This is a genomic window from Pseudomonas sp. NPDC089396, assembly GCF_044749545.1.
In the GTDB taxonomy this organism is placed as follows: domain Bacteria; phylum Pseudomonadota; class Gammaproteobacteria; order Pseudomonadales; family Pseudomonadaceae; genus Aquipseudomonas.
Genome location: NZ_JBIVIC010000002.1, coordinates 321,896 through 347,761 on the forward strand (window position 1 = coordinate 321,896; position 25,866 = coordinate 347,761).

Annotated in this window: 22 protein-coding genes and 1 pseudogene; 9 read left to right on the forward strand and 14 right to left on the reverse strand. The window is 63.3% G+C overall.

The annotated features are described in order from the left end of the window. Nucleotides 1-113: 113 nt before the first annotated feature. Nucleotides 114-1,439, forward strand: a complete 1,326-nt coding sequence (hisD, locus tag ACIPZB_RS04505) for a histidinol dehydrogenase (protein WP_400639141.1) — start codon at nt 114-116, stop codon at nt 1,437-1,439. 2 nt (nt 1,440-1,441) lie between these two features. After that, complete coding sequence (gene hisC, locus ACIPZB_RS04510) at nt 1,442-2,488, forward strand: histidinol-phosphate transaminase (RefSeq protein WP_400639142.1); 1,047 nt, start codon at nt 1,442-1,444, stop codon at nt 2,486-2,488. A gap of 71 nt (nt 2,489-2,559) precedes the next feature. On the opposite strand, the pseudogene ACIPZB_RS04515 reads toward hisC, so the two are convergent. Further along, a pseudogene (locus ACIPZB_RS04515) lies at nt 2,560-3,507 on the reverse strand (alkaline phosphatase family protein); the annotation flags it as partial. A gap of 140 nt (nt 3,508-3,647) precedes the next feature. Here ACIPZB_RS04515 and ACIPZB_RS04520 point away from each other — a divergent pair. The 4 genes from ACIPZB_RS04520 (at nt 3,648) to ACIPZB_RS04535 (ending at nt 6,530) form a co-directional block, all read left to right on the forward strand. Further along, nucleotides 3,648-4,298, forward strand: coding sequence for a FadR/GntR family transcriptional regulator (locus ACIPZB_RS04520; protein ID WP_400639143.1), 651 nt, complete (start codon nt 3,648-3,650; stop codon nt 4,296-4,298). 13 nt (nt 4,299-4,311) lie between these two features. Then, on the forward strand, nt 4,312-5,577 hold the full coding sequence (locus tag ACIPZB_RS04525; protein ID WP_400639144.1) for a CynX/NimT family MFS transporter: 1,266 nt from the start codon (nt 4,312-4,314) through the stop codon (nt 5,575-5,577). Nucleotides 5,578-5,760: 183 nt separating this feature from the next. Next, nucleotides 5,761-6,231 carry a nuclear transport factor 2 family protein gene (locus ACIPZB_RS04530; RefSeq protein WP_400639145.1) on the forward strand — a complete coding sequence of 157 codons (471 nt, stop codon included), beginning with the start codon at nt 5,761-5,763 and terminating at the stop codon, nt 6,229-6,231. An 11-nt stretch (nt 6,232-6,242) separates the two neighbouring features. Continuing rightward, nucleotides 6,243-6,530 carry a GIY-YIG nuclease family protein gene (locus tag ACIPZB_RS04535; protein WP_400639146.1) on the forward strand — a complete coding sequence of 96 codons (288 nt, stop codon included), beginning with the start codon at nt 6,243-6,245 and terminating at the stop codon, nt 6,528-6,530. On the opposite strand, the gene yejK is transcribed toward ACIPZB_RS04535, so the two are convergent. Continuing rightward, complete coding sequence (yejK, locus tag ACIPZB_RS04540; RefSeq protein ID WP_008098053.1) at nt 6,531-7,538, reverse strand: nucleoid-associated protein YejK; 1,008 nt, start codon at nt 7,536-7,538, stop codon at nt 6,531-6,533. It abuts the gene before it with no gap. A gap of 393 nt (nt 7,539-7,931) precedes the next feature. On the opposite strand from yejK, the gene ACIPZB_RS04545 reads away from it, so the two are divergent. Further along, on the forward strand, nt 7,932-8,213 hold the full coding sequence (locus ACIPZB_RS04545) for an HU family DNA-binding protein (RefSeq protein ID WP_008098055.1): 282 nt from the start codon (nt 7,932-7,934) through the stop codon (nt 8,211-8,213). Nucleotides 8,214-8,263: 50 nt separating this feature from the next. On the opposite strand, the gene rlmF is transcribed toward ACIPZB_RS04545, so the two are convergent. The 5 genes from rlmF to ACIPZB_RS04570 all read right to left on the reverse strand — a co-directional run bounded on the left by rlmF (nt 8,264) and on the right by ACIPZB_RS04570 (nt 14,721). Then, a complete protein-coding gene (gene rlmF / locus ACIPZB_RS04550) occupies nt 8,264-9,214 on the reverse strand; it encodes a 23S rRNA (adenine(1618)-N(6))-methyltransferase RlmF (RefSeq protein WP_400639147.1) in 951 nt (316 codons plus the stop codon). A gap of 123 nt (nt 9,215-9,337) precedes the next feature. Further along, the gene (locus ACIPZB_RS04555; RefSeq protein ID WP_400639148.1) at nt 9,338-12,184 is read right to left on the reverse strand and encodes a valine--tRNA ligase; all 2,847 of its coding nucleotides are present in this window, start codon (nt 12,182-12,184) and stop codon (nt 9,338-9,340) included. 186 nt (nt 12,185-12,370) lie between these two features. After that, nucleotides 12,371-12,742, reverse strand: coding sequence for a DNA polymerase III subunit chi (locus ACIPZB_RS04560; protein ID WP_400639149.1), 372 nt, complete (start codon nt 12,740-12,742; stop codon nt 12,371-12,373). Nucleotides 12,743-12,747: 5 nt separating this feature from the next. Further along, nucleotides 12,748-13,176, reverse strand: coding sequence for a DNA polymerase III subunit chi (locus ACIPZB_RS04565; RefSeq protein ID WP_400639150.1), 429 nt, complete (start codon nt 13,174-13,176; stop codon nt 12,748-12,750). Between the two features lie 51 nt (nt 13,177-13,227). Next, nucleotides 13,228-14,721, reverse strand: a complete 1,494-nt coding sequence (locus tag ACIPZB_RS04570; RefSeq protein ID WP_400639151.1) for a leucyl aminopeptidase — start codon at nt 14,719-14,721, stop codon at nt 13,228-13,230. Nucleotides 14,722-15,010: 289 nt separating this feature from the next. Here ACIPZB_RS04570 and lptF point away from each other — a divergent pair, with 289 nt between their 5' ends. Together lptF and lptG are read left to right on the forward strand one after the other, a co-directional pair. Further along, on the forward strand, nt 15,011-16,126 hold the full coding sequence (lptF, locus tag ACIPZB_RS04575) for an LPS export ABC transporter permease LptF (RefSeq protein WP_400639152.1): 1,116 nt from the start codon (nt 15,011-15,013) through the stop codon (nt 16,124-16,126). Continuing rightward, nucleotides 16,119-17,180 carry an LPS export ABC transporter permease LptG gene (gene lptG, locus ACIPZB_RS04580; RefSeq protein WP_400639153.1) on the forward strand — a complete coding sequence of 354 codons (1,062 nt, stop codon included), beginning with the start codon at nt 16,119-16,121 and terminating at the stop codon, nt 17,178-17,180. The genes lptF and lptG overlap by 8 nt, the downstream gene beginning before the upstream one ends. A 136-nt stretch (nt 17,181-17,316) precedes the next feature. Here the strand turns inward: lptG and ACIPZB_RS04585 are convergent, their stop codons facing one another. The 7 genes from ACIPZB_RS04585 to gltS all read right to left on the reverse strand — a co-directional run bounded on the left by ACIPZB_RS04585 (nt 17,317) and on the right by gltS (nt 25,866). Continuing rightward, nucleotides 17,317-17,805 carry an RDD family protein gene (locus tag ACIPZB_RS04585; protein ID WP_400639154.1) on the reverse strand — a complete coding sequence of 163 codons (489 nt, stop codon included), beginning with the start codon at nt 17,803-17,805 and terminating at the stop codon, nt 17,317-17,319. A gap of 92 nt (nt 17,806-17,897) precedes the next feature. Then, nucleotides 17,898-18,110, reverse strand: coding sequence for a cold-shock protein (locus ACIPZB_RS04590; RefSeq protein WP_008094261.1), 213 nt, complete (start codon nt 18,108-18,110; stop codon nt 17,898-17,900). Nucleotides 18,111-18,467: 357 nt separating this feature from the next. Further along, nucleotides 18,468-19,589 (reverse strand): glycine cleavage system aminomethyltransferase GcvT, encoded by a 1,122-nt coding sequence (gcvT, locus tag ACIPZB_RS04595; RefSeq protein ID WP_400639155.1) that lies wholly within the window; start codon nt 19,587-19,589, stop codon nt 18,468-18,470. A gap of 27 nt (nt 19,590-19,616) precedes the next feature. Then, nucleotides 19,617-20,993, reverse strand: a complete 1,377-nt coding sequence (locus ACIPZB_RS04600; protein WP_400639156.1) for an L-serine ammonia-lyase — start codon at nt 20,991-20,993, stop codon at nt 19,617-19,619. A 143-nt stretch (nt 20,994-21,136) separates the two neighbouring features. Continuing rightward, nucleotides 21,137-23,992, reverse strand: coding sequence for an aminomethyl-transferring glycine dehydrogenase (gene gcvP, locus ACIPZB_RS04605; protein WP_400639157.1), 2,856 nt, complete (start codon nt 23,990-23,992; stop codon nt 21,137-21,139). 11 nt (nt 23,993-24,003) lie between these two features. Then, the gene (gene gcvH / locus ACIPZB_RS04610) at nt 24,004-24,387 is read right to left on the reverse strand and encodes a glycine cleavage system protein GcvH (protein WP_008094253.1); all 384 of its coding nucleotides are present in this window, start codon (nt 24,385-24,387) and stop codon (nt 24,004-24,006) included. A 273-nt stretch (nt 24,388-24,660) separates the two neighbouring features. Next, the gene (gene gltS / locus ACIPZB_RS04615) at nt 24,661-25,866 is read right to left on the reverse strand and encodes a sodium/glutamate symporter (protein WP_400639158.1); all 1,206 of its coding nucleotides are present in this window, start codon (nt 25,864-25,866) and stop codon (nt 24,661-24,663) included.

Sequence of the window (25,866 nt, forward strand, 5' to 3'; positions counted from 1 at the left end):
CCTTCGCTGTCGCGCCCGTCTATCCGCGTCATAGCCATTTTTCTCGGGTGCCCGCGCGGATGGACTGGTAGCTTAGGGCGCCTGAGCATTCGCTAATAATCGAGGCCCTCGCCATGACCGTGTCCACTGCAATTGCCCGTCTCAACGCTGCTGATCCGGATTTCGCCCGACATCTGGATCATCTGCTGAGCTGGGAAAGTGTGTCCGATGACGCGGTCAACCAGCGCGTGCTCGACATCATCAAGGCCGTGCGCGAGCGTGGCGATGCGGCGCTGGTGGAGTTCACCCAGCGTTTCGATGGTGTCGATGCGAAATCCATCGACGACCTGATCCTGGGTCGCGAGCGCCTGGAACTGGCCCTGACTCGTATCACGCCAACCCAGCGTGAAGCGCTGGAGAAGGCTGCTGACCGTGTGCGTATGTACCACGAGCGGCAGAAGCAGGATTCCTGGCAGTACACCGAGGCCGACGGCACCGTGCTGGGCCAGAAAGTCACCCCGTTGGACCGTGCCGGCCTGTACGTGCCGGGCGGCAAGGCGTCGTACCCGTCTTCGGTGCTGATGAACGCCATTCCAGCCAAGGTCGCTGGCGTCACCGAAGTGGTGATGGTGGTGCCGACCCCGCGTGGCGAGATCAACGAGCTGGTGCTGGCCGCGGCCTGCATCGCCGGTGTCGACCGCGTGTTCACCGTCGGTGGTGCCCAGGCAGTGGCGGCGCTGGCCTACGGCACCGAAAGCGTACCGCAGGTGGACAAGATCGTCGGCCCGGGCAACATCTACGTGGCCACCGCCAAGCGCCATGTGTTCGGCCAGGTCGGTATCGACATGATCGCCGGCCCTTCGGAAATCCTCGTGGTGTGCGACGGCCAGACCGACCCGGACTGGATCGCCATGGACCTGTTCTCCCAGGCCGAGCACGATGAAGATGCCCAGGCCATTCTGGTCAGCCCTGATGCGGCATTCCTCGACCGCGTTGCCGCCAGCATCGACAAGTTGCTGCCGACCATGGAGCGCGCCGAGATCATCGAGAAATCCATCAACGGCCGGGGTGCGCTGATTCAGGTACGCGACATGCAGCAGGCCATCGAGGTGGCGAACCGTATCGCCCCCGAGCACCTGGAGCTTTCGGTTGCCGACCCGCAGGCCTGGCTGCCGCAGATCCGCCATGCCGGCGCGATCTTCATGGGCCGCCACACCAGCGAAGCGCTGGGCGACTACTGCGCCGGCCCCAACCACGTGCTGCCGACGTCCGGCACTGCGCGTTTCTCGTCGCCGCTGGGTGTTTACGACTTCCAGAAGCGTTCGTCGATCATCTTCTGCTCCGAGCAGGGCGCATCCGAGCTGGGTCACACCGCTTCGGTACTGGCCCGCGGCGAATCGCTGACCGCCCACGCCCGTAGCGCCGAATACCGTATCCTGACCCAAGACAAGGGGAACTGAGCATGAGTCGATTCTGGAGCCCCTTCGTCAAGGACCTGGTGCCTTACGTGCCGGGCGAGCAGCCCAAGCTGGCCCGGCTGGTCAAGCTGAACACCAACGAGAACCCCTATGGCCCGTCGCCCAAGGCGCTGGAAGCCATGCGTGCCGAACTCAACGACAACCTGCGCCTGTACCCGGACCCGAACAGCGACCGGCTCAAGCAGGCAGTGGCCGAGTATTACGATGTAACGCCCGCACAGGTTTTCGTCGGCAACGGTTCGGACGAGGTGCTGGCGCACATCTTCCACGGCCTGTTCCAGCACGGCGGGCCGCTGCTGTTCCCGGACGTCAGCTACAGCTTCTACCCGGTGTACTGCGGCCTGTACAGCATCCCGTTCGAACAGGTGCCGCTGGACGAGCAGTTCCAGATCCGTGTGCAGGACTACAGCAAGCCCAACGCCGGCATCATCTTCCCCAACCCCAACGCGCCGACCGGTTGCCTGTTGCCGCTGCAGGCGATCGAGCAGATGCTGCAGGCCAACCGTGACTCGGTGGTGGTGGTGGACGAAGCCTACATCGACTTTGGCGGCGAGACGGCCATCAGCCTGGTAGGGCGCTACGACAACCTGCTGGTTACCCAGACCCTGTCGAAATCGCGCTCGCTGGCCGGTTTGCGCGTTGGCCTGGCGGTCGGCCACCCAGACCTGATCGAGGCGCTGGAGCGGATCAAGAACAGCTTCAACTCCTACCCGCTGGACCGCATGGCGATCGTTGGCGCCGCTGCGGCCTTCGAAGACCAGGCCTATTTCGAATCGACTTGCCGCCAGGTGATCGAGAGTCGCGAGGTGCTCGTCGAGCAGCTGACCGCCAAGGGCTTCGAGGTGCTGCCGTCGGCTGCCAACTTCATCTTCGCCCGTCATCCGCAGCAGGATGCGGCGCAGTTGGCTGCGCGCCTGCGTGAACAGGGGGTGATCGTGCGCCACTTCAAACAGCAGCGCATTGCCCAGTTCCTGCGCATCACCATCGGAACACCGGAAATGAACCAGGCGTTGATCGACGCGTTGGCTTGATTGTCATCGGGGCCGCCCAGCGGCCCCGATGCTCAGTGGCTGTTTCCGGCGCTGCCGCTCACCTTCAAATCTGCTTTGTGTGCGTCCGTTTCATCCACGATCGTCGTGCCGTCGAGTTCCCATTCAGGCAGTAGCTCAATCCCCATATGTCGCAGCACGGTCGGTGCAACCGACGTTTGCGCGGCATGCCGGTACAGACCGTTGAAACCTGGGTTGTCTTCGCTGTTACCGGTAGCGCTCAACCCTGCGTTCAGCGCCTTGTTGCTGGCAATGAATACGGTCTTTTCCTGCTCCGTGGCGCCGCCATGGTCTTTGCCCCGGTAGTCGCGACCATGATCTGTGCTGACGATCACCAGCCAATCTTCCTGGGGCTGCTTGTTGGCACGTGCCTCGACCTTGTCCAGCAGTCGGCCAACCCGGTTGTCAGCCTCGCGCAGGGCCAATTGATAACCCGCGCCGAAGCCGGCGCTGTGGCCAACCTGATCGGGTTCATCGAGATGGATGAAGGTAAAGTCCGCCGCTTGGCTGTCGAGGATTTGCAGTGCCCGCACGGTCACCTGTTCATCGCTCAAGCCGCTTTCGCGCACATCGTTGTCCCGGGCATCCTCAAACAAGAATGCCGTATTGATGGGTGACCAGTTCACCACGCTGGCCAGATAGGCATTGGGCAGCGCCTGGCGCAGCCGTTTGAAAAGGCTGGGATATGCAGGGTTGAGTCGTTGTGACTCGATATTGGCGGTGACGCCATGCTTGTTCGCCCAAACGCCGGTGAGCAAGGTCATCCAGCCGGGGCCGCTGAGCGTCGCCTGCTCACTGGCTTGCCCCGTGATGCCGCCGGTATAGGCCAGGGTGTAATGCAGGCGCCGCTTGAGCTGAGTGTCGTCACCCAATGCCTCATATTGCTGAAGCTGAACGCCATCGATACCGATCAGCAGCGTCTTGGGGTGCTTGGCCGCAGGCTCTGCACCGCAAGCGGCGAGCAGTAGGCAAGCCACCAACAGCAAGCTGGTCATCTGCATGGCGATGTCTCCCTGAGTGTCTAGCCGCGAGGGTTACAACAAAACGTAGCAGCCGCAACTGATGGAAATGCCAGTTGCATTGAAGTCTGTGGAGTGTTTCAGTAAGCTTCGCAAATTCATCGGATGATTGGTTGAGTATCATGAGCAGCGAATTGCCTCGGCGTTCCTTGGTCGAGCTGGCCGTCGAACGCATGCGCGAACGCATCCTTCAGGGCGACTGGCAAGTGGGCGAGCGATTGCCGACCGAGCCTGTGCTGGCGGTTGAAATGGGCATCAGCCGCAATACCGTGCGCGAAGCCATGCGCGTGTTGGCATTCAGCGGCCTGGTGGAAATCCGTCAGGGTGACGGCAGTTACCTGCGTACCTGCCAAGACCCGTTGCAAGCCGTGCTGGCCATGTCTCGCTGTACGCCCGAGCAGGCTCGGGAAACCCGGCACATTCTGGAAAGCGAAGCCATTGGCCTGGCGGCGCTGCGACGCACCGACGAGGACTTGCGAGGCTTGCGTGAAGCCCTGCAGGCCAGCGCGGGGCACTTTCATGGCGACGTCAATGCTTATGTCAGCTGCGATCTGGTGTTTCACCAGCGCTTGATCGATGCCGCGCACAACCCGGCGCTGAGCGAGTTGTACCGTTATTTCTCGGGTGTCGTCAGCGCGGCGTTGCAGCGCAACATGGCCACCGTGCCACGCTGCCAGGCGACTTTCGACCTGCATGGGCAGATCCTCACCGCCATCGAACAACGCGATGCGGAGCAGGCCAAGCGCCTGAGCCGTACGCTCATAGAATCCTGACCACGAGAAGGCCATGGCTGAACCAATGACCCGCGAGCGAGAGCTCGATGAACTGCTGATCGATGCCGAAGCCGACGATGAGCAAGTGCAGCAACAGGCTGTTGTGCTGCGCCGGCCCTGGCTATTGCTGCTGGGGCTGGTGCTGGTGGCATTGAACCTGCGCCCAGCGCTGTCGAGCATGGCGCCTGTACTCGGCCAGGTGTCCGAGGGCTTGGGCTTGAGCGCCTCGCAAGCCGGCCTGCTGACAACCCTGCCGGTGCTCTGCCTGGGGCTGTTCGCACCGCTGGCGCCGGTCCTGGCGCGGCGCTTTGGCAGCGAGCGGGTAATCCTCGGCATCTTGTTGACCCTGGCCCTGGGCATCCTGGTGCGCAGTGCGCTGGGCGCGGTCGGGGTGTTCGTGGGTAGCCTGATGGCGGGTGCCAGCATCGGCATCATCGGCGTGTTGTTGCCGGGTATCGTCAAGCGCGATTTCCCGCAGCATGCCGGGACCTTGACCGGGGTCTATACCATGGCCCTGTGCCTGGGCGCGGCCATGGCCGCTGGCGCCACGGTGCCGCTGAGCACGCATTTCGACGACAGCTGGGCACTTGGCCTGGGTTTCTGGATGCTGCCGGCGCTACTGGCGATGCTGGTCTGGCTGCCCCAGGCGCGCCAGGGCCATGGCCTGCACAAGGTGGCCTATCGGGTGCGCGGGCTGTGGCGTGATCCGCTGGCCTGGCAAGTCACCCTGTACATGGGCTTGCAGTCATCCTTGGCCTATATCGTCTTTGGCTGGTTGCCGTCGATCCTCATCGGCCGCGGTCTGAGCCCGACCGAGGCCGGGCTGGTGCTGTCCGGCTCGGTGATCGTGCAACTGATCAGCTCGCTGAGTGCGCCGTGGCTGGCGACGCGGGGCAAGGACCAGCGTCTGGCTATCGTGCTCGTGATGCTGGTCACCCTGGCGGGCCTGTTCGGTTGCCTGTATGCGCCAATCGAAGGGCTGTGGGGCTGGGCGGTACTGCTGGGGTTGGGGCAGGGCGGTACCTTTGCCCTGGCATTGACGCTGATCGTGTTGCGCTCGAAGGATGCCCATGTGGCGGCGAACCTGTCGAGCATGGCTCAGGGGGTGGGTTATACGCTGGCGTCCATGGGGCCGTTCGCGGTAGGGCTGGTGCATGACTTGACCGGCGGCTGGGACGCGGTGGGGTGGATTTTCGCTGTGCTGGGGGTGGGGGCCATTGTGTTCGGGCTTGGGGCTGGGCGGGCGCTGCATGTGCAGGTGACTTGCGAAAAACTCTGAGGCCTATCAGGCCCTATCGCCGCGGTTCGTCGCCACGACAAGCCGGCTCCCACAGATACGGCAGAGGTTTCAAGGCCGGTGGTGTACCTGTGGGAGCCGGCTTGCCGGCGATAGGGCCCGTACTGGCATACACACGCGGGGCAGATTATCGTGCTGCTTTAAACCACCAGGAGGGCCTCGCCCATGAGCGACGCCAATCGTGACCTGATCACCCGCTTCTACCAGGCCTTCCAGCGTCTGGACGCCGAGGCGATGGTGGCCTGCTACAGCGACGACATCGTCTTCAGCGACCCCGTCTTCGGCACCTTGCGTGGGCGTGATGCCGGTGACATGTGGCGCATGCTCACCGCCCGTGCCAAGGAGTTTTCCCTGACCTTCGATCAGGTCCGTGCCGACGCGGGCAGCGGCTGCGCCCACTGGGTGGCGACCTACTTGTTCAGCCAGACGGGCCGCATTGTCATCAATGATATCCAGGCACGCTTCGTCATCCGAGACGGCCTTGTCTGTCAGCACGACGACAGCTTCGACCTGTGGCGCTGGTCGCGGCAGGCGCTGGGCATGCCTGGGGTATTGCTTGGCTGGTCGCCCATGCTGCAGACCAAGGTACGTCAGCAGGCGTTCAAAGGGCTGCGTGCCTTCCAGCAGGCGAGCTGAGCGTCAGGGCGATGGTGAGCGACGTATCCACATCCGTGATCAGCAAACCCTGGTATGTCTACCTGGTGCGGGCCGCCAATGGCTCGCTGTACTGCGGCATCAGCGATGACCCGCAGCGGCGCTTCGTGGCGCACCAGAAGGGGCAGGGGGCGCGCTATTTCAAGACCAGCCCGGCGCAGGCATTGGTCTATGTCGAGCAGTGGCCGGACAAGGGCGAGGCCCTGCGTCAGGAACGCCTGGTGAAGAAACTGCGCAAGTCGGCGAAGGAGGCGTTGGTCGCCTCCTATGCAGGCTGCTGATCAGTCCTTGCGGCGCTTGAGCTGATCTACCAGCTGCGTCGGCAGCCCCTTGATGATCAAGGTGCCGGCGGTCTCGTCGTACTCCACCTTGTCCCCCAGCAAGTGCGCCTCGAAGCTGATCGACAGGCCTTCGGCGCGGCCGGTGAAGCGGCGGAACTGGTTGAGGGTGCGTTTATCCGCGGGGATTTCCGGCGACAGGCCGTAGTCCTTGTTGCGGATGTGGTCGTAGAACGCCTTGGGGCGGTCCTCGTCGATCAGGCTGGACAGTTCTTCCAGGGTCACCGGTTCGCCCAGCTTGGTCTGGGTAGTGGCGTAGTCGACCAGGGTCTGGGTCTTTTCGCGGGCAGACGCTTCGGGCAGGTCCTCGCTTTCGACGAAATCGCTGAACGCCTTGAGCAGGGTTCGGGTTTCTCCTGGGCCATCGACACCTTCCTGGCAACCGATGAAGTCGCGGAAATAGTCGGAGACCTTCTTGCCGTTCTTGCCTTTGATGAACGAGATGTACTGCTTGGAGTTCTGGTTGTTCTTCCACTCCGACAAGTTGACGCGCGCCGCCAGGTGCAACTGGCCCAGGTCCAGATGGCGCGAGGGTGTCACATCCAGTTCGGCGTTTACCGCCACGCCTTCACTGTGGTGCAGCAGGGCGATCGCCAGGTAGTCGGTCATGCCTTGCTGGTAGTGGGCGAAGAGGATGTGGCCGCCCGTGGAGAGGTTGGATTCTTCCATCAGCTTCTGCAGGTGTTCGACGGCTACCCGGCTGAAGGCCGCAAAGTCCTTTTCGTCTTCCAGGTATTGCTTGAGCCAGCCGCTCAGCGGGTAGGCGCCCGATTCGCCGTGGAAGAATCCCCAGGCTTTGCCCTGTTTGGCGTTGTAGCTGTCGTTGAGGTCGGCCAGCAGGTTCTCGATGGCGTCCGATGCCGCAAGCTCCGTGTCCCGTGCGTGGAGCACGGCGGGGCTGCCATCGGGCTTCTTGTCGATCAGGTGAACGATGCAGTGACGGATTGGCATGGGGGTCTCGGCGAGTCTGGGGCGGTCAGGGGCCGCGCTGCAAAAGGGGTCAAGTTTACCCCAGGTCACAGGTGGCGCAGTGGCCGGATGTTGGCTGAAATACCTGTTGTTCGTTTTTTGTTCAATTTTGCGCGTTTTCGGCTGAAACCCCCGAAAAACCTGCATAAAAACGAAGCGGGCAGCGGATATTTATCCATTCCTGTGGTAGCTTTGCGCGGTCTTGCGCACCTCGGGTGGCGCATTGCTGGCAGCGTACTCACGCCGTGTCGAACCAAACGCCGATTTGCGTATCTACATGCGCGATTGGCGCGGCCCTCCACTTTTCAGGGGCTGGCCCGATAACGTCGTAGAACGCTGCATAACCACTGAATTGGATAGGGAAGGAACATCACCATGGCATTGACCAAAGACCAACTGATTGCCGACATCGCCGAAGCCATCGACGCGCCGAAAACCACCGCTCGCAACGCACTGGAGCAACTGGGCCAGATCGTTGCCGACCAACTGGAAAACGGCGCTGAAATCACCCTGCCAGGCATTGGCAAGCTGAAAGTCTCCGAGCGTCCTGCCCGTACCGGCCGCAACCCTTCGACTGGCGCCGCCATCGAAATCGCTGCCAAGAAAGTCGTCAAGTTCGTTCCGGCCAAAGCCCTGAGCGACTCCATCAACAAGTAATTGTTGAGGCGTTGACGAAACCGCGCCCGGCTTGCCCGGGCGCGGTTTTTTCATGCCTGCGATTTACGCCGGGCATGCCAGGCCTGGCGTGCCCCTTCGTCGTGGAAGCTCCAGGCGATCATACGGCTCTGCTTCTGCCCCTGGCCCATCTCGACGATGCGCCGGGCCTTGACGCCGGCCTTGCTCAGGGCCGCCTCGATGCCGGGCAGGTTGCTGACCTTGGACACCAGGCTGGTGAACCACAGCACCTGCTGCGCGTACTGCACGCTTTCACCGATCAGTTGCGTGACGAAACGAATCTCGCCGCCCTCGCACCACAGTTCGTTGTTCTGCCCGCCGAAGTTGAGCACAGGCAGTTTTCGCTTGGGGTCTTGCTTGCCGAGGTTCTTCCACTTGCGCTGGCTGCCACGGGTGGCTTCTTCGCGTGAGGCGTGGAAGGGTGGGTTGCACAGAGTCAGGTCGAAGCGTTCCTCTGCCTGCAGCAAACCACTGAGGATGTGCTTGCGGTCGCCTTGCTGGCGCAGGGCAATGCCCTTGGCCAGGCCGTTGGCCTGGACGATGGCCTTGGCCGAGGCCAGCGCCACCGGGTCGATGTCGCTGCCTACAAAGCGCCAGCGGTAGTCGCTGTGGCCGAGCAGTGGGTAGATGCAGTTGGCACCGACACCGATGTCCAGGGCGCTGATCTGAGCGCCCCTGGGCACTTCGCCGGCGTTGTCATCGGCCAGCAGGTCGGCGGCTACATGGATGTAGTCGGCGCGGCCAGGGATGGGCGGGCACAGGTAATCGGCGGGGATGTCCCAGTGCTGGATGCCGTACTGGGCCTTGAGCAAGGCGCGGTTGAACACCCGCACGGCTTCGGGGTTGGCGAAGTCGATGCTGGGCTTGCCGTGGGGGTTGGTGATGGTGAAGCGGGCCAGGTCAGGGTGGGCCTTGATCAGGCTGGGGAAGTCGTAGCGGCCCTGGTGGCGGTTACGCGGGTGCAGGGTGGGTTTCTGGGTCATGGTGAGGTCCTGAAAAAGCATCGCCGGCAAGCCGGCTCCCACAGGTACAGCACTGTACTGTACTTGTGGGAGCCGGCTTGCCGGCGATGGGCTGCAAAGCAGCCCGCTTATAGCTTCACTAAGTTACAGCGCCGCAATCCGCGCATGCTGCTCGGTGAAGTTGGCCAGCGCCTGCTCGGACTCAGCCAGCTTGGCGCGCTCCTTCTCGATCACCGCAGGCGGTGCCTTGTCGACGAAGGCGGCGTTGGACAGCTTGCCGCCCACGCGCTGCACTTCACCTTGCAGGCGCTGAATTTCCTTGTTCAGGCGCGCAAGCTCCGCATCCTTGTCGATCAGGCCGGCCATCGGCACCAGCACCTGCAGGTCACCGACCAGAGCGGTGGCCGACAGCGGGGCTTCGTCGGCATCGCCGAGCACGGTGAACGACTCGACCTTGGCCAGTTTCTTCAGCAGCGCCTCGTTCTCTTGCAGGCGGCGCTGGTCGTCGGCGTTGGCGTTCTTGAGGAACAGCGGCAGTGGCTTGCCTGGGCCGATGTTCATTTCGGCGCGGATGTTGCGCAGGCCGACCATCAGCTGTTGCAGCCATTCGATATCGCCTTCGGCCGCCACGTCGATGCGGGCTTCGTTAGCCACCGGCCACGGCTGCAGCATGATGGTCTTGCCGTCGATGCCGGCCAGCGGCGCGATGCGCTGCCAGATCTCTTCGGTGATGAACGGCATGAACGGATGCGCCAGGCGCAGCGCCACTTCCAGCACGCGAACCAGGGTACGACGGGTGCCACGGGCGCGTTCGACCGGAGCGTTCTCGTCCCACAGTACCGGCTTGGACAGCTCCAGGTACCAGTCGCAGTACTGGTTCCAGATGAACTCGTACAAGGCCTGGCTGGCCAGGTCGAAACGGAACTGCTCGAGCTGGCGGGTCACTTCGGCTTCGGTGCGCTGCAGCTGCGAGATGATCCAGCGGTCAGCCAGCGACAGCTCGTAGGCCTCGCCGTTCTGGCCGCAGTCCTCGCCCTTGTCCAGCACATAGCGGGCGGCGTTCCAGATCTTGTTGCAGAAGTTGCGATAGCCTTCGACGCGGCCCATGTCGAACTTGATGTCGCGGCCGGTGGAGGCCAGCGAACAGAACGTGAAGCGCAGGGCGTCGGTGCCGTAGCTGGCGATGCCTTCCGGGAACTCGGCCTTGGTCTGCTTGGCGATCTTCTCGGCAAGCTTGGGCTGCATCATGCCGCTGGTGCGTTTTTCCAGCAGGGCGTCGAGGGTGATGCCGTCGACGATGTCCAGCGGGTCGAGGACGTTGCCCTTGGACTTGGACATCTTCTGACCCTGGCCGTCGCGCACGAGGCCGTGCACGTACACGGTCTTGAACGGGACCTGCGGGGTGCCATCCTCGTTCTTGATCAGGTGCATGGTCAGCATGATCATGCGCGCAACCCAGAAGAAGATGATGTCGAAACCGGTGACCAACACGTCGGTGGAGTGGAAGGTCTTGAGGAATTCGGTCTGCTGTGGCCAGCCCAGGGTGGAGAAGGTCCACAGGCCGGAACTGAACCAGGTGTCGAGCACGTCGTCGTCCTGGCGCAGGACTACGTCGGCACCGAGCTTGTGCTTGGCGCGGACTTCGGCTTCGTCACGGCCGACATAGACCTGGCCGGCCTCGTCGTACCAGGCCGGGATACGGTGGCCCCACCACAGCTGACGGCTGATGCACCAGTCCTGGATGTCACGCATCCAGGAGAAGTACATGTTCTCGTACTGCTTGGGCACGAACTGGATGCGGCCGTCTTCCACGGCAGCGATCGCAGGCTCGGCCAGCGGCTTGGTGGAGACATACCACTGGTCGGTCAGCCACGGCTCGATGACGGTACCGGAGCGGTCGCCCTTCGGCACTTTCAGCGCGTGGTCGTCGATGCTGACCAGCAGGCCCTGGGCGTCCAGGTCGGCAACGATCTGCTTGCGCGCGACGAAGCGGTCGAGGCCGGCGTATTGGGCAGGCAGGCTGGTGTCGACCTGCTCGTTGACGCTGCCGTCGAGGTTGAAGGCCTGGGCGGCGGACAGCACCAGCGCGTTCTTGTCGAAGATGTTCAGCAGCGGCAGGTTGTGGCGCTTGCCGACTTCATAGTCGTTGAAGTCGTGGGCCGGGGTGATCTTCACGCAGCCGGTGCCGAATTCCGGGTCGCAGTAGTCGTCGGCGACGATCGGGATGCGACGGCCGACCAGTGGCAGTTCGACGAATTTGCCGATCAGTGCCTGGTAGCGCTCGTCGTTCGGGTTGACCGCGACCGCGGCATCACCCAGCAGGGTTTCCGGACGGGTGGTGGCGACCACCAGGTAGTCCTTGCCTTCGGCGGTCTTGGCGCCGTCGGCCAGCGGGTAGCGCAGGTTCCACAGGTGGCCCTTCTCGTCGTGGTTTTCCACTTCGAGGTCGGAGATCGCCGTGTGCAGCTTGGTGTCCCAGTTGACCAGGCGCTTGCCGCGGTAGATCAGGCCGTCCTCGTGCAGGCGCACGAAGGCTTCCTTGACCGCTTCGGACAGGCCGTCGTCCATGGTGAAGCGCTCACGGCTCCAGTCGACCGACGAGCCCAGGCGACGGATCTGGCGGCTGATGGTGCCACCGGACTGTTCTTTCCATTCCCAGATCTTGTCGAGGAAGGCTTCGCGGCCCAGGTCGTGGCGGTTCTGGCCCTTGGCTTCGAGCTGGCGCTCTACCAGCATCTGGGTGGCGATACCGGCGTGGTCGGTGCCTGGCTGCCACAGGGTATTGCGGCCCTGCATGCGGCGGAAACGGATCAGGGCGTCCATGATCGCGTTGTTGAAACCGTGGCCCATGTGCAGGCTGCCCGTCACGTTCGGTGGCGGGATCATGATGGTGTAGGACTCGCCTGCACCTTGCGGGGCGAAATAGTTTTCGGCCTCCCAGGTGTTGTACCAGGAAGTTTCGATAGCGTGCGGCTGGTAGGTCTTATCCATGCTCGGCGGGACCCTATGGCATATATTCGGGAAAGCCGGGCAGTATAACCAAGCTGGGGGCCGCAGGCGACAGGGCGGGGGCTGCTTTGCAGCCCTTTCGCGACACAAGGCCGCTCCTACAGAGCAACGCGGTTCTTGTAGGAGCGGCCTTGTGTCGCGAAAGGGGCGCAAAGCGCCCCCAGGTTTTTATTCCGAACGCTGGATCAACCGCTCGATACGCGCATCGAGCCGGCGTTTGATCTCGGTCTCGATATGCGGGGTGAAGTCGTTGATCACGTCCTGCATGATCAACTGCGCTGCGGCGCGCAGTTCCGCTTCCAGGTGCAGCAAGGTGTCCTGGCGACGGGTTTGCGGGTCTTCCTCAGGCTCGGGCTCAGGTTTGACCTGCTCGGGCGTGGGCGCTGGATTGCCGGTCGGTGTGTCCAGCAGCAGCGGAATCTGCTCGACCGTCTCGGTCAGCAACGGTGGCTGCAGGTCGGCATCGCCCAGCAGTTGGCGAATCGACTCCAGGTCGTCGAGCAGATGGGCGGAATCGGGTAGGGCGGAAGGCTTGTCCATCGTCGTCAAAGTCGCTGTAAGCGGTGGTCTTGCAGAGCATAGCCCTGTTCGCGGTAGAAACGGAAACGTTCACGGGCCGACAGGCGGATGCCGGGCTCCTCGACCACGATCTCGGCGACCCGCTCGAACTGGCCGACGAACCCGGGCACCTTGGCACCCAGGTTGATCAGCAGGTCGCGGTGGTCACCGGCATCGTCGGCCAGGCCCAGGGCCACCCTGGCATCGGCATGGGCCTCGGCCAGGTCGTGGGGAACGAATGCCTCGCCCTTGAAGCGCCACAAACGCTGGTCCAGCGCGTCGCGCTGTTCGGCGTCCTGGCAATGCAGGTAGACCCGGTGACCGAGGCGCCAGGCCTTCTCGCACAGCTTGCAGGCGAAATCCAGCCGCGCCGACAGCGAGTCGGTGGGCAGGATGTAGAAATCGACTTTGCTCATGGTTCTCTCTGCCGACCGGCGGCGCCCTCAGGCGCCACCGGTCTTGCGCCATCAGGCGCCGGCGCGATCCAGCAGGTACTGGGTCAGCAGCGGTACCGGACGGCCAGTGGCGCCCTTGTCCTTGCCGCCGCTGATCCAGGCGGTGCCGGCGATGTCCAGGTGCGCCCAGTCATAGGTCTTGGCGAAGCGCGAAAGGAAGCAACCGGCGGTGATGGTGCCGGCCTTCGGTCCACCGATGTTGCCCATGTCGGCGAACGGGCTGTCCAGCTGCTCCTGGTACTCGTCGAACAGCGGCAGCTGCCAGGCGCGGTCATCGGCACGCTTGCCGGCGTCCAGCAGTTGGCCGACCAGGTCGTCGTTGTTGCCCATCAGGCCCGAGGTATGGCTGCCCAGGGCAACGATGCAGGCACCGGTCAGGGTGGCGATGTCGATCACGGCCTGTGGCTTGAAGCGTTCGGCGTAGGTGAGGGTGTCGCACAGCACCAGACGGCCTTCGGCGTCGGTGTTGAGGATTTCCACGGTCTGGCCGCTCATGGTGGTGACGATGTCGCCCGGGCGGGTGGCGCCGCCGCTGGGCATGTTCTCGGCACAGGCCAGCAGGCACACCAGGTTGATCGGCAGCTGCAGTTCGAGCACCGCGCGCAGGGTGCCGAACACGCTGGCGGCACCGCACATGTCGTACTTCATCTCGTCCATGCCGGCGCCCGGCTTGAGGCTGATGCCGCCGGTGTCGAAGGTGATGCCCTTGCCGACCAGCACGAAGGGCTTGTCGGCCTTCTTGGCGCCCTGGTAGTTGAGCACGATCAGGCGTGGCGGCTGGTCGCTGCCCTGGCCCACGGCGTAGAACGCGCCCATGCCCAGGTCCTTGATCTTCTTGTCGTCCAGCACTTCGACCTTCAGGGCCTTGTGGGCCTTGCCCAGGTCCTTGGCTTGCTCGGCGAGGTAGCTGGGGTGGCACAGGTTGGGCGGCAGGTTGCCCAGGTCGCGGGTGAACGCCATGCCGGTGGCGATGGCACTGGCATGCTTGACGGCGCGCTCGACCTCGGCCTGGCCCGACTTGTCGGCCAGCAGGGTGATCTTTTTCAGCGCGCGTGGCTCGGCCTTCTGGCTCTTGAAACGGTCGAACACGTATTCGCCGTCGAGCAGGGTCTCGGCCAGCAGGCGGTACTTGCCGTAATGAGCATTGCGGTGGTTGACGGCAATGTCGTCCAGCGCCAGCACCGCATCGCTGCCGTTGAGGCCCTTGAGCACGCCGGCCACGCTGGCGACCAGCTTGCGGAAGGCGCGGTCGCCAAGGGCTTCGTCCTTGCCGCTGCCAACCAGCAGCACGCGCTCGGCCTTCAGGCCCGGCAGGCTTTGCAGCAGCAGGGTCTGGCCAGCCTTGCCGGCCAGGTCGCCGCGCTTGAGCACGGCACTGATGGCGCCTTCGGTGGCCTGGTCGACGGCCTTGGCAACGGCGCCGAGCTTGCGGCCTTCGCCCACCGGTACGACCAGTGTGGCGGTTTTTACGGATGCAGCAGCTACGCTTTTTACAACCAGTTCCATGTCAGGATCCCCGAATGATCTGTGCAGTTGGCGCTTGGAGGTCTCGCGCTCTGGACGGGACTGGCCGCGTGCTCGCGTACCAGTGGAAAAGCTGCCAGTTTGAGCCTCTGGCAAGCGTGCTGACAACCCCGTTGTCTGCCTTCATGCGCGGCCAAGTGACAGGCGCGGCCAATCACAGGATAATGCGCGCACTTTACATGGAGGTTCGCCCCCGGCGAACCGGCATTGGTCTTGGCTGTCGTAAGCCTTTGTTTGGCAATCCGCCCCTGACAACCCAGGAGTGTCTGGCTTGATCGTCTTTCGTTATCTGTCCCGCGAGGTCTTGCTGACCTTGAGCGCCGTCAGCGCCGTGCTGCTGGTGATCATCATGAGCGGACGTTTCATCAAGTACCTGGCCCAGGCGGCCCAGGGCGTGCTCGACCCGAGCGTGCTGTTTTTGATCATGGGTTTCCGTCTGCCAGGCTTCCTGCAACTGATCCTGCCATTGGGGCTGTTCCTCGGCATCCTGCTGGCCTACGGCCGGTTGTACCTTGAAAGCGAAATGACCGTACTGTCGGCCACCGGCATGAGCCAGCAACGCCTGCTCGGCATGACCATGGCTCCGGCCGCCCTGGTGGCGCTGCTGGTGGCCTGGCTGAGCCTGAGCCTGGCGCCCCAGGGCGTGGCCCAGGTGCAGCAGATCATTGGTCAGCAGGATGCCCTGACCGAGTTCGATACCCTGGTGCCCGGCCGCTTCCAGACCCTGCGCGACGGTTCGCGGGTGACCTACACCGAAGAGCTGTCGGATGACCGCAGCAACCTCGCCGGGGTGTTCATCTCCGAGAAACGCTTCAACCAGGACAAGACCAAGGACCGCGCACCTTCGGTGCTGGTCGCCGAGAAAGGCCACCAGGAAGTGCAGGCCGACGGCAATCGTTACCTGGTGCTGCAAAATGGCTACCGCTACGACGGCAACCCCGGCCAGGCCGATTACCGTGCCATCAAATACGACACTTACGGCGTGCTGCTGCCAAAGCCGGAAGTCAGCGAGGAAGTGACCGAGCGTGAAGCGATCCCGACCTCGCAGCTGATTGGCCAGGAGGGCCTGCGCGAACGTGCCGAGCTGCAATGGCGTATCTCGCTGCCGATCCTGGTGTTCGTCGTGACCCTGCTGGCGGTGCCGCTGTCCAGGGTCAACCCGCGTCAGGGCCGCTTCCTCAAGCTGTTGCCGGCGATTCTTCTGTATATGGCTTACCTGACGATGCTGATTTCCGTACGCGGTGCTCTGGAGAAGGGCAAATTGCCGATCGCCCTGGGCATGTGGTGGGTGCATGGCCTGTTCCTGTTGATCGGCCTTGGGCTGATGTACTGGGAGCCGCTGCGCCTGAAGCTTGCCGCCCGTCGTGCGGAGGTGGCCCATGGCTAAGCTTGATCGCTACATCGGCCAGAGCGTGCTGCTGGCCATTCTGGCCGTGTTGGGGATCATCCTCGGCCTGGCTTCGCTGTTTGCCTTCATCGATGAGATGAGCGACCTGAGCGACACCTATACCGTGCTGGATGCCGGCAAGTTCGTGTTGCTGACCGCACCACGGCGCTTGTACGACATGTTGCCGATGGCCGCGCTGATCGGCTGTTTGATCGGCCTGGGCAGCCTGGCCAGCAGCAGCGAGCTGACCATCATGCGTGCCGCCGGGGTTTCCATCGGCCGTATCGTCTGGGCAGTGATGAAACCGATGCTGGTGCTGATGCTGGCCGGTGTGCTGATTGGCGAGTACGTGGCGCCGGTTACCGAGAACACGGCCCAGGCCGATCGTTCCCTGGCCCAGGGCGGTGGTGAAGCGCAGAGCTCCAAGCGCGGCATGTGGCACCGCCAGGGCGAAGAGTTCGTGCACATCAACGCCGTGCAGCCCAATGGCCTGCTCCTGGGTGTGACCCGTTATCGCTTCGACAGCGACCGCAAGATCGTGACCTCGAGCTTCGCCCGCCGCGCCCAGTACAACCAGGACCACTGGCTGCTCAGCGATGTCAGCACCACGTATTTCCGCGGCGACCATACCGAAGTGGTCAAGGCCCCTGAAGAACGCTGGGATGTGTCGGTGACGCCGGAGCTGCTCAACACGGTGATCCTGGCGCCTGAGTCGCTGTCCATCAGCGGGCTGTGGGACTACATCCACTACCTGTCCGACCAGGGCCTGAACAACTCCCGCTACTGGCTGGCGTTCTGGACCAAGGTGCTGCAACCGGTGGTGACCGCGGCGCTGGTGTTGATGGCGATTTCCTTCATCTTCGGGCCATTGCGTTCGGTGACCCTGGGTCAGCGCGTGTTCACCGGTGTGCTGGTGGGCTTCGTGTTCCGCATCGCTGGCGACCTGCTGGGCCCTTCGAGCCAGGTGTTCGGCTTCCCGCCGTTGCTGGCGGTGGTGATCCCGGCGGGGGTTTGTGCACTGGCTGGCATCTGGTTGCTGCGCCGGGCCGGATGACGGCGTGAGCGCTATGAAAAAGCCGACCTTAGGGTCGGCTTTTTTTTCGCCGGCAAGCCGGCTCCCACAGGTACAGCATAGCTTTCGAAATATGTGGGGGCCTTGTGGGAGCCGGCTTGCCGGCGATAGGGCCCTGCTATTTGTTCCGCTTCGGCACCCGCACCAGCTGGCTGTCCGAATAGATGTCATGCCAGCCGCGTTTGCGCTTGTCGATCAGCGACCAGAAGAACCCCAGCCCCAGGCACAGCCACGAGGCGATCGAGACCACGAAGCGCAGCAGTGCCTGCCACAGGCTGATCGCGCTGCCATCGGTGTTCTGCACCCGCACGCCCCACACCTGCATGCCCAGGGTTTGCCCGCCATGGGTCCAGAACTTGGCAAAGAAACCGAACAGCACGAACAGCAGCACCGTCGACAGCAGCGGGTCGCCATCCAGTGCACCGGCTTCGGTCAGCTCACGCATGCGTGCCTCGCCAATGATCGCCATCTGAATCATCTTGTAGGCGCCGGCAGTGACGATCAGCAGTGCCGTGCACAGCAAGAAGTCATAGAACATCGCCGCCAGGCGCCGGCCGAGGCCGACCGGTGGGAAATCACCCTGGGGTGAGAGCATAGGCTTGGACATGCAAAACGGCTCCAGAAGGCGAAGCCGGTATTCTACGGGCAAAAAAAAGCCCCTGCACTGGGCAGGGGCTTTTCTTCGAAGTCTGGATCGGCTTAGCCGAGGACTTGAACCTTGTCAGCCTGCATGCCTTTTTGGCCCTGAACTGCTTCGAAGGTGACCTTCTGGCCTTCCTTCAGGCTCTTGAAACCATTGCCTTCGATGGCACGGAAGTGCACGAACAGATCAGCACCGCTTTCTGGGGTGATGAAGCCGTAACCTTTCTCGTCATTGAACCACTTGACGGTACCGTTCTGACGCTCAGCCATTGTCTTATTTCCTATGAAGCTTAAATTTTAATGACAGTTTCTTTCACGTTATAAAAGAGTGAAAGAGTACTGGGCTGGGTTGCAGGAAAGTAAGAGACGTCGTACGGGTTGTAGCAGATTGCGGCTACTGGCCCAGGTCACGAACTGTTGCGACCCATGCAAACACAGTGCAGTGACTCTACGCCAACTCCCAAGAGAAAAACAAGCCCTTGGTCGTATGGAAAATCAGGCTTTTTTCGGTAACCGCCCGATTTGTTGGAAACGGCATGGTGCCTGGCCTGGCGGCATGTTCAAAAGTTATTGGGCAGGTTCGAAATCGAATATCTCGAACCTGCCGAAAAACCTCATACAGTGCCTTCAACCACGGTAGTAACGCTGCGGAACAAAAGGCATTTTACTGACCTTCAAGGCAACCTTCTTTCCTCGCACCATGGCATAAAGCGCTGTGTCGAGTGCGCCATGTTCGATATCGACATAGCCCATCGCAACAGGCGCGCCGAGTGTCGGGCCGAAACCGCCACTGCACACTTTGCCTACCACTTTATCGGTTGTATCGACGATCTCGGCGCCTTCACGTACCGGGGTGCGTTCCTGTGGCAACAAGCCGACTCGCTTGCGCGCTACACCCTGTTGCTGCTGGGCGAAGATCGCCTCGGCGCCGGGGAAACCGCCGGCGCGCGCGCCGTCGGCACGGCGAACCTTGGAAATGGCCCAGAGCAGGCTGGCTTCGATGGGCGTGGTGCCGGTGTCCATGTCGTGGCCGTACAGGCACAGGCCGGCTTCCAGGCGCAGCGAGTCGCGTGCGCCCAGGCCGATCGGTTGTACTTCAGGTTCGGCCAGCAGGCGACGGGCGAGGGCGTCGGCGGCTTCAACCGGCACCGAGATCTCGTAACCATCTTCACCGGTGTAACCCGAGCGGCTGATGAAGCAGTGTTCGCCGAGCAATGTGACCGGGCGGAACTGCATGAAGGTCATGCCGGCCACTTCCGGTGCCAGGCGCGCGAGCACCTTGGCCGCAGCAGGACCTTGCAGGGCCAGCAGGGCGCGCTGCTCGAACAGCGGCTGTACTTCGCAACGGCTACCGATGTGCGTTTGCAGGTGGGCCAGGTCCTGGTCCTTGCAGGCGGCGTTGACCACCAGGAACAGGGTGTCGTCACCCAGGTTGGCGACCATCAGGTCGTCGAGGATGCCGCCTTGTTCGTTGGTGAACATGGCGTAGCGTTGCATGCCCACCGGCAGGTCGACGATGTCCACCGGCACCAGGCTTTCCAGGGCAAGGGCAGCGTCTTTGCCGCGCAGGATGATCTGGCCCATGTGCGAGACGTCGAACAGACCGGCCTGTTCGCGGGTGTGCAGGTGCTCCTTGAGCACGCCGAGCGGGTACTGCACCGGCATGTCGAAGCCAGCGAACGGCACCATGCGCGCGCCCAGTTCGATGTGCAGGGCGTGCAGCGGGGTCTTTTGCAGTGTTTCGGACATCGATGACTCCTTGGTTTTAGTGTCGGGTCAACATTCGATGATGTTGACGGCCAGACCGCCGCGGGCGGTCTCCTTGTATTTGCTTTTCATGTCGGCGCCGGTCTGGCGCATGGTGCGGATGACCTTGTCGAGTGACACGAAGTGTTGCCCGTCTCCCCGCAGGGCCATGCGCACGGCATTGATGGCCTTCACCGAGCCCATGGCATTGCGCTCGATGCACGGCACCTGGACCAGGCCGCCGATCGGGTCGCAGGTCAGGCCGAGGTTGTGTTCCATGCCGATCTCGGCAGCGTTCTCGACCTGCTGTGGGGTGCCACCCATCACTTCACACAAGGCACCCGCAGCCATCGAGCACGCCACGCCGACCTCGCCCTGGCAGCCGACTTCGGCCCCGGAAATCGAAGCGTTTTCCTTGTACAGGATGCCAATCGCGGCCGCGGTGAGCAGAAAACGCACCACGCCGTCATCGCTGGCACCCGGCACGAAGCGCATGTAGTAGTGCAGTACCGCCGGGACGATGCCTGCCGCGCCATTGGTCGGTGCCGTGACCACGCGGCCGCCGTAGGCGTTTTCCTCGTTCACGGCCAGGGCATAGAGGTTGACCCAGTCGAGCACCGACAGCGCATCGCGCAGGCTGGCTTCCGGGTGCTGGCTGAGCTGGCGATACAGCGCCGGCGCCCGACGCTTGACCTTGAGTCCGCCCGGCAGGATGCCTTCATGCCGGTAGCCGGCCTCGACGCAATCCTGCATCACCTGCCAGATCCGCAGCAGGCCGGCGCGGGTTTCGGCCTCCGGGCGCCAGGCCGCTTCGTTGGCCAGCATGACCTGGCTCACCGACAGCTGTTGTGCGCTGCAGTGCCCGAGCAGTTCCTTGGCGGTCTTGAACGGGTAAGTGAGTACGGTGCTGTCCTCGACGATGCGGTCGTGGCCGGCGGCGTCCTCGTCGACCACGAAACCGCCGCCTACCGAGTAGTACTCGCGGCTGCGGATCTGCAGGCCGGCTTGGTCGAAGGCGCGGAAAATCATGCCGTTGGGGTGATAAGCCAGCGGCTTGCGGATCATCGCCAGGTGCTGCTTTTCAACGAAGACGATGTCGTGCTCGCCGAGCAGGCGCAGGTGGCCGCTGTCGCGGATCGATTGCAGGCGGGCGGGGATGGCTTCGGTGTCGACGGTATCAGGGTGCTCGCCTTCGAGGCCGAGCAAGACCGCCTTGTCACTGCCGTGGCCTTTGCCGGTGGCGCCGAGCGAGCCATACAGCTCGGCCTTGACGCGGGTGGTACTGGCCAGCAGGCCGTCGCGGCGAAGCCCTTCGGCAAAACGCGCGGCGGCGCGCATCGGGCCGACCGTGTGGGAGCTGGAGGGACCGATGCCGATCTTGAACAGGTCGAAGACACTCAGGGACATGGTGGTTCCTCCTGAAGACGCTGGGGCTGCTACGCAGCCCTTTCGCGACACAAGGCCGCTCCTACAGGGACAAGCGCCGCCTGTAGGAGCGGCCTTGTGTCGCGAAAGGGCTGCGTAGCAGCCCCAGCCTTTTACAGACCGCCTCAGGCGTCCTGATAGCTCTCGATCGACGGGCAGGCGCAGACCAGGTTGCGGTCGCCGAACACGTTGTCCACTCGTCCGACCGGCGGCCAGTACTTGCCTTCCACCAGGCTCGGCAGCGGGTACACCGCCTGCTCGCGGCTGTAGCCATGGGTCCATTCGCCAACCAGCTCGGCCGCCGTGTGCGGGGCGTTCTTCAGCGGGTTGTCGTCCTTGTCCAGGCTGCCATTCTCCACGGCGCGAATTTCTTCGCGGATCTGGATCATGGCGTCGCAGAAGCGGTCCAGTTCTTCCTTGGACTCGCTTTCGGTCGGTTCGATCATCAGCGTGCCGGCCACCGGGAAGGACATGGTCGGGGCGTGGAAGCCGAAGTCGATCAGGCGCTTGGCCACGTCGTCGACGCTGATGCCGCTGGTGTCCTTCAACGGGCGCAGGTCAAGGATGCACTCGTGGGCGACCAGGCCATTACCGCCGGTGTACAGAACAGGATAGTGCTCTTCCAGGCGACGGGCGATGTAGTTGGCGTTGAGGATCGCCATCTGCGACGCACGCTTGAGCCCGGCACCGCCCATCATGCGAATGTACATCCAGGTGATCGGCAGGATGCTGGCGCTGCCGAACGGCGCTGCGCACACCGCGCCTTCGTGGTTTTCCAGCTGGGCGTGGCCCGGCAGGAAGGGCGCCAGGTGCGACTTGACGCCGATCGGGCCAACGCCCGGGCCGCCACCGCCGTGGGGGATGCAGAAAGTCTTGTGCAGGTTCAGGTGCGAGACATCGCCACCGAACTTGCCAGGGGCGCACAGACCCACCATGGCGTTCATGTTGGCGCCATCGATGTAAACCTGGCCGCCGTTGTCGTGGATGATCGCGCAGATCTCGCCGATCGCTTCCTCGAACACGCCGTGGGTCGACGGGTAGGTGATCATGATCGCGGCCAGCCGCTCGCGGTGCTCGATGGCCTTGGCGCGCAGGTCTTCCACATCGACGTTGCCACGTGCGTCACAGGCAGTGACCACCACACGCATGCCGGCCATGTGCGCGGTCGCAGGGTTGGTACCGTGGGCCGAGGACGGGATCAGGCAGATGTCGCGATGGCTTTCGCCGCGGCTGCGGTGGTAGGCGCGGATCGCCAGGAGGCCTGCGTACTCGCCCTGGGAACCGGCGTTGGGTTGCAGCGACACAGCGTCATAGCCGGTGGCGGCGCACAGCATCGCTTCCAGCTCGCGGGTCATCTGCAGGTAACCCTGGCTCTGCTCGGCCGGGGCGAACGGGTGCAGGTTGCCGAACTCGGCCCAGGTCACCGGGATCATTTCGCTGGCGGCGTTGAGCTTCATGGTGCACGAGCCCAGTGGGATCATGCTGCGGTCCAGCGCCAGGTCCTTGTCGGCTAGGCGGCGCAGGTAGCGCATCAGCTCGGTTTCGCTGTGGTAGCGGTTGAATACCGGGTGTTCGAGGATCGCCGACTGGCGCAGCAGGGCGGCAGGCAGGCGCGATGCAGTGCTGGCGGCCAGGGCCGCGAAGTCAGGTTGCGCCTGGTCGCCTGCGAACAGCTGCCACAGGGCTTGGACATCGGCCTGGGTGGTGGTTTCGTCGAGCGACAGGCCAAGCGTGTCGGCATCGATCTGGCGCAGGTTGATGCGCTGGGCGCGGGCCTTGTCGTGCAGGCTTGCGGTGGCGGCACCCGTGGCCAGGGTCAGGGTGTCGAAGGCGGTTTCGCCGATCACGTCGATGCCCAGGGTCTTCAGGCCAGCGGCGAGGATCGCGGTCAGTGCGTGGGTGCGTTCGGCAATGCGCTTGAGGCCGGCCGGACCGTGGTAGACGGCGAACATGCTGGCGATGTTGGCCAGCAGGACCTGCGCGGTGCAGATGTTGCTGGTGGCCTTTTCGCGGCGGATGTGCTGCTCACGGGTTTGCATGGCCAGGCGCAGGGCAGTCTTGCCAAAGCGGTCGATCGATACACCGACCAGGCGGCCTGGCATGTCGCGCTTGAAGGCGTCGCGGGTGGCGAAGTAGGCCGCATGCGGGCCACCGAAGCCCAGCGGCACACCGAAGCGCTGGGCGCTGCCGATGGCCACGTCGGCGTCGAATTCGCCTGGCGGGGTCAGCAGGGTCAGGGCCAGCAGGTCGGCGGCCACGGCCACTAGGGCGTTGGCGGCATGGAAGCGCTGGACCAGCTCACGGTAGTCGAACACTTCACCGTTGCTGGCCGGGTACTGCAGCAGGGCGCCGAAGAAGGCGCTGACATCGCTCAGCTCGCGCTCGTCGCCGACCACGATTTCGATGCCCAGTGGCTCGGCGCGGGTGCGCAGCACGTCGAGGGTCTGCGGGTGGCAGTGCACGGACGCGAAGAAGGCATGGCTGGCCTTGTTCTTCGACAGGCGCTTGCAGAAGGTCATGGCCTCGGCGGCGGCAGTTGCTTCGTCGAGCAGGGAGGCGTTGGCGATCGGCAGGCCGGTCAGGTCGCTGATCAGGGTCTGGAAGTTCAGCAACGCTTCCAGGCGGCCTTGGGAGATTTCGGGCTGGTACGGGGTGTAGGCGGTGTACCAGGCCGGGTTTTCCAGCAGGTTGCGCAGGATCGGTGCCGGCGTGTGGGTGTTGTAGTAGCCCTGGCCGATGTAGTTCTTGAACAGCTGGTTGTTGCCGGCGATGGCCTTCAGCGCGGCCAGTGCATCGGCTTCACTCTGGCCGTCTTCGGCACCGAGCACGCTGGTGCCCTTGATGCTGTCGGGGATGACAGCGGCGCTCATGGCTTCCAGCGAATCGAAGCCCAGGGTGGCCAGCATGGCCTGCTCGTCAGCGGCGCGCGGGCCGATATGACGGGCAATGAATTCGTTGGCGGTGCCGAGGTTGTGGGTCATGGTCAGATTCCTCAGGCGTCGTCGTTGGCTTTGATCAGGCGGTCGTAGGCGTCCTGGTCGAGCAGGGCGGCCACTTCGTTGCTATCGGCGGGGATGAAGCGGAAGAACCAGCCTTCCCCCAGCGGGTCTTCGTTGACCAGCTCAGGGCTGTCGTTGAGGCCGTCGTTGACGGCGACCACTTCACCGGTCAAAGGCATGTACACGCCGCTGGCGGCTTTCACCGATTCGACGGTGGAGGCTTCGGCACCTTTTTCGTACTGCTGCAGCTCGGGCAGTTGCACGTAGACCACATCACCCAGGGCGTTCTGGGCGTAGGCAGTGATGCCCACGGTGACACTGCCGTCGGCTTCGGTGCGCAGCCATTCGTGATCTTCAGTGAAACGCAACTCGCTCATGGGGAATCCTCAAGGGGCGTGGGGCGCGGTGGGTTCGCGCTCTTGGGTTGGGATTCGGGGTTGCAATATTTCGGCCATATACAAAAAAGACATATAAATCAGATATTTACGTATTTTTGTGAACAGCTGATGTACTTTTTTGGAATGAAATCGATACAGTCGGCCGGGGCGAGAAAAGGGTTTGAGGATCAAACCCTTGGGAATGGGAGTCGGGAGGGTTGTGTATCGATTTCAATACGATGTATTGAAATCGATACGACAGGGGTGGCCGGCTCAGAGTGCGGCGAAGAAGGGCAGTGCGAGGTAGAGCTTGATCACGATCACATTGATGATGTCGATGAAGAACGCACCGACCATCGGCACGACCAGGAAAGCGATCTGCGAAGGCCCGTAGCGCTGGGTCACGGCCTGCATGTTGGCGATAGCCGTGGGCGTGGCGCCCAGGCCGAAACCACAGTGCCCTGCTGCCAGCACTGCCGCGTCGTAGTTGCTGCCCATGATCCTGAAGGTCACGAAGATGGCGAACAACGCCATGACCAGGGTCTGGACCGCCAGGATGATGAAGAACGGCAACGCCAGTGCAGCCAGGTCCCACAGTTTAAGCGACATCAGGGCAATCGCCAGGAACAGTGACAGGCTGACATTGCCCAGTACCGACACTTCCCGCTCGAACACTTGATACAGGCCGAACGCTGCAAGCCCGTTACGCACCACGACGCCTACGAACAGGACACAGACGAAGGTCGGCAATTCAAAGGCGGTGCCCAGCAACAGGCTGTTGAGCAAAGAGCCGCCCATCAAGCTGACCGAGATGAGTGCGAGGGATTCCACCATCGAGAAGGGGGTGATCAAACGTTCTTTGTTCGGTTGCTCGAAGCCCTTGGGCAAGCGCGGCGTTTCCTGATCCAGGCCGGGCGTCTGCACGCGGTTTATCAGCAGGCGGGCGACCGGGCCGCCAATCAGACCGCCCAGCACCAGGCCGAAGGTTGCCGCAGCCAGTGCCAGTTCCGTAGCGGAGGCCAGCCCATACTTTTCGCTGAAGGTCGCCCCCCAGGCAGCGCCTGTGCCGTGGCCGCCGGCCAGGGAAATCGAGCCTGACAGCAGGCCCATCAGAGGGTCGAGCCCCAGTGCCGTGGCGAGCCCGATGCCCATGGCGTTCTGCACCACCAGAAGGCCGGTGACTGCAAACAGGAAAATGGCGACCACACGGCCGCCCTTCTTCAGGCTGGCCAGATCGGCATTCAGGCCGATGGTGGCAAAGAAGGCCAGCATCAAGGGCGACTGCAGCGAGGTGTCGAACTGCACCTGAACGTCGAGGCTGCGCAGGCCTAGCAGTATCAGCGCAACGACCAGACCGCCCGCTACGGGTTCGGGGATGTTGTACAGACGCAGAAAATTGATGCGGGTGACAAGGCCGCGGCCGAGCAGGAGTACCAGTGACGCGGCGACCAGGGTTCCATAGAAATCGAGCTCAAGCAT

What these genes read in the sequence shown, in the direction of transcription:
- ACIPZB_RS04535 (WP_400639146.1), top strand. Translation starts at nt 6,243, where the DNA reads ATGGTGAGCGACGTATCCACATCCGTGATCAGCAAACCCTGGTATGTC.
- ACIPZB_RS04525 (WP_400639144.1), top strand. Translation starts at nt 4,312, where the DNA reads ATGGCTGAACCAATGACCCGCGAGCGAGAGCTCGATGAACTGCTGATC.
- rlmF (WP_400639147.1), bottom strand. Translation starts at nt 9,214, where the DNA reads ATGACCCAGAAACCCACCCTGCACCCGCGTAACCGCCACCAGGGCCGC.
- lptG (WP_400639153.1), top strand. Translation starts at nt 16,119, where the DNA reads ATGGCTAAGCTTGATCGCTACATCGGCCAGAGCGTGCTGCTGGCCATT.
- hisD (WP_400639141.1), top strand. Translation starts at nt 114, where the DNA reads ATGACCGTGTCCACTGCAATTGCCCGTCTCAACGCTGCTGATCCGGAT.
- ACIPZB_RS04530 (WP_400639145.1), top strand. Translation starts at nt 5,761, where the DNA reads ATGAGCGACGCCAATCGTGACCTGATCACCCGCTTCTACCAGGCCTTC.
- gcvH (WP_008094253.1), bottom strand. Translation starts at nt 24,387, where the DNA reads ATGAGCGAGTTGCGTTTCACTGAAGATCACGAATGGCTGCGCACCGAA.
- gcvP (WP_400639157.1), bottom strand. Translation starts at nt 23,992, where the DNA reads ATGACCCACAACCTCGGCACCGCCAACGAATTCATTGCCCGTCATATC.
- ACIPZB_RS04545 (WP_008098055.1), top strand. Translation starts at nt 7,932, where the DNA reads ATGGCATTGACCAAAGACCAACTGATTGCCGACATCGCCGAAGCCATC.
- ACIPZB_RS04555 (WP_400639148.1), bottom strand. Translation starts at nt 12,184, where the DNA reads ATGGATAAGACCTACCAGCCGCACGCTATCGAAACTTCCTGGTACAAC.
- hisC (WP_400639142.1), top strand. Translation starts at nt 1,442, where the DNA reads ATGAGTCGATTCTGGAGCCCCTTCGTCAAGGACCTGGTGCCTTACGTG.
- yejK (WP_008098053.1), bottom strand. Translation starts at nt 7,538, where the DNA reads ATGCCAATCCGTCACTGCATCGTTCACCTGATCGACAAGAAGCCCGAT.
- ACIPZB_RS04570 (WP_400639151.1), bottom strand. Translation starts at nt 14,721, where the DNA reads ATGGAACTGGTTGTAAAAAGCGTAGCTGCTGCATCCGTAAAAACCGCC.
- ACIPZB_RS04590 (WP_008094261.1), bottom strand. Translation starts at nt 18,110, where the DNA reads ATGGCTGAGCGTCAGAACGGTACCGTCAAGTGGTTCAATGACGAGAAA.
- ACIPZB_RS04560 (WP_400639149.1), bottom strand. Translation starts at nt 12,742, where the DNA reads ATGGACAAGCCTTCCGCCCTACCCGATTCCGCCCATCTGCTCGACGAC.
- ACIPZB_RS04520 (WP_400639143.1), top strand. Translation starts at nt 3,648, where the DNA reads ATGAGCAGCGAATTGCCTCGGCGTTCCTTGGTCGAGCTGGCCGTCGAA.
- ACIPZB_RS04565 (WP_400639150.1), bottom strand. Translation starts at nt 13,176, where the DNA reads ATGAGCAAAGTCGATTTCTACATCCTGCCCACCGACTCGCTGTCGGCG.
- gcvT (WP_400639155.1), bottom strand. Translation starts at nt 19,589, where the DNA reads ATGTCCGAAACACTGCAAAAGACCCCGCTGCACGCCCTGCACATCGAA.
- ACIPZB_RS04585 (WP_400639154.1), bottom strand. Translation starts at nt 17,805, where the DNA reads ATGTCCAAGCCTATGCTCTCACCCCAGGGTGATTTCCCACCGGTCGGC.
- ACIPZB_RS04600 (WP_400639156.1), bottom strand. Translation starts at nt 20,993, where the DNA reads ATGTCCCTGAGTGTCTTCGACCTGTTCAAGATCGGCATCGGTCCCTCC.
- gltS (WP_400639158.1), bottom strand. Translation starts at nt 25,866, where the DNA reads ATGCTTGAGCTCGATTTCTATGGAACCCTGGTCGCCGCGTCACTGGTA.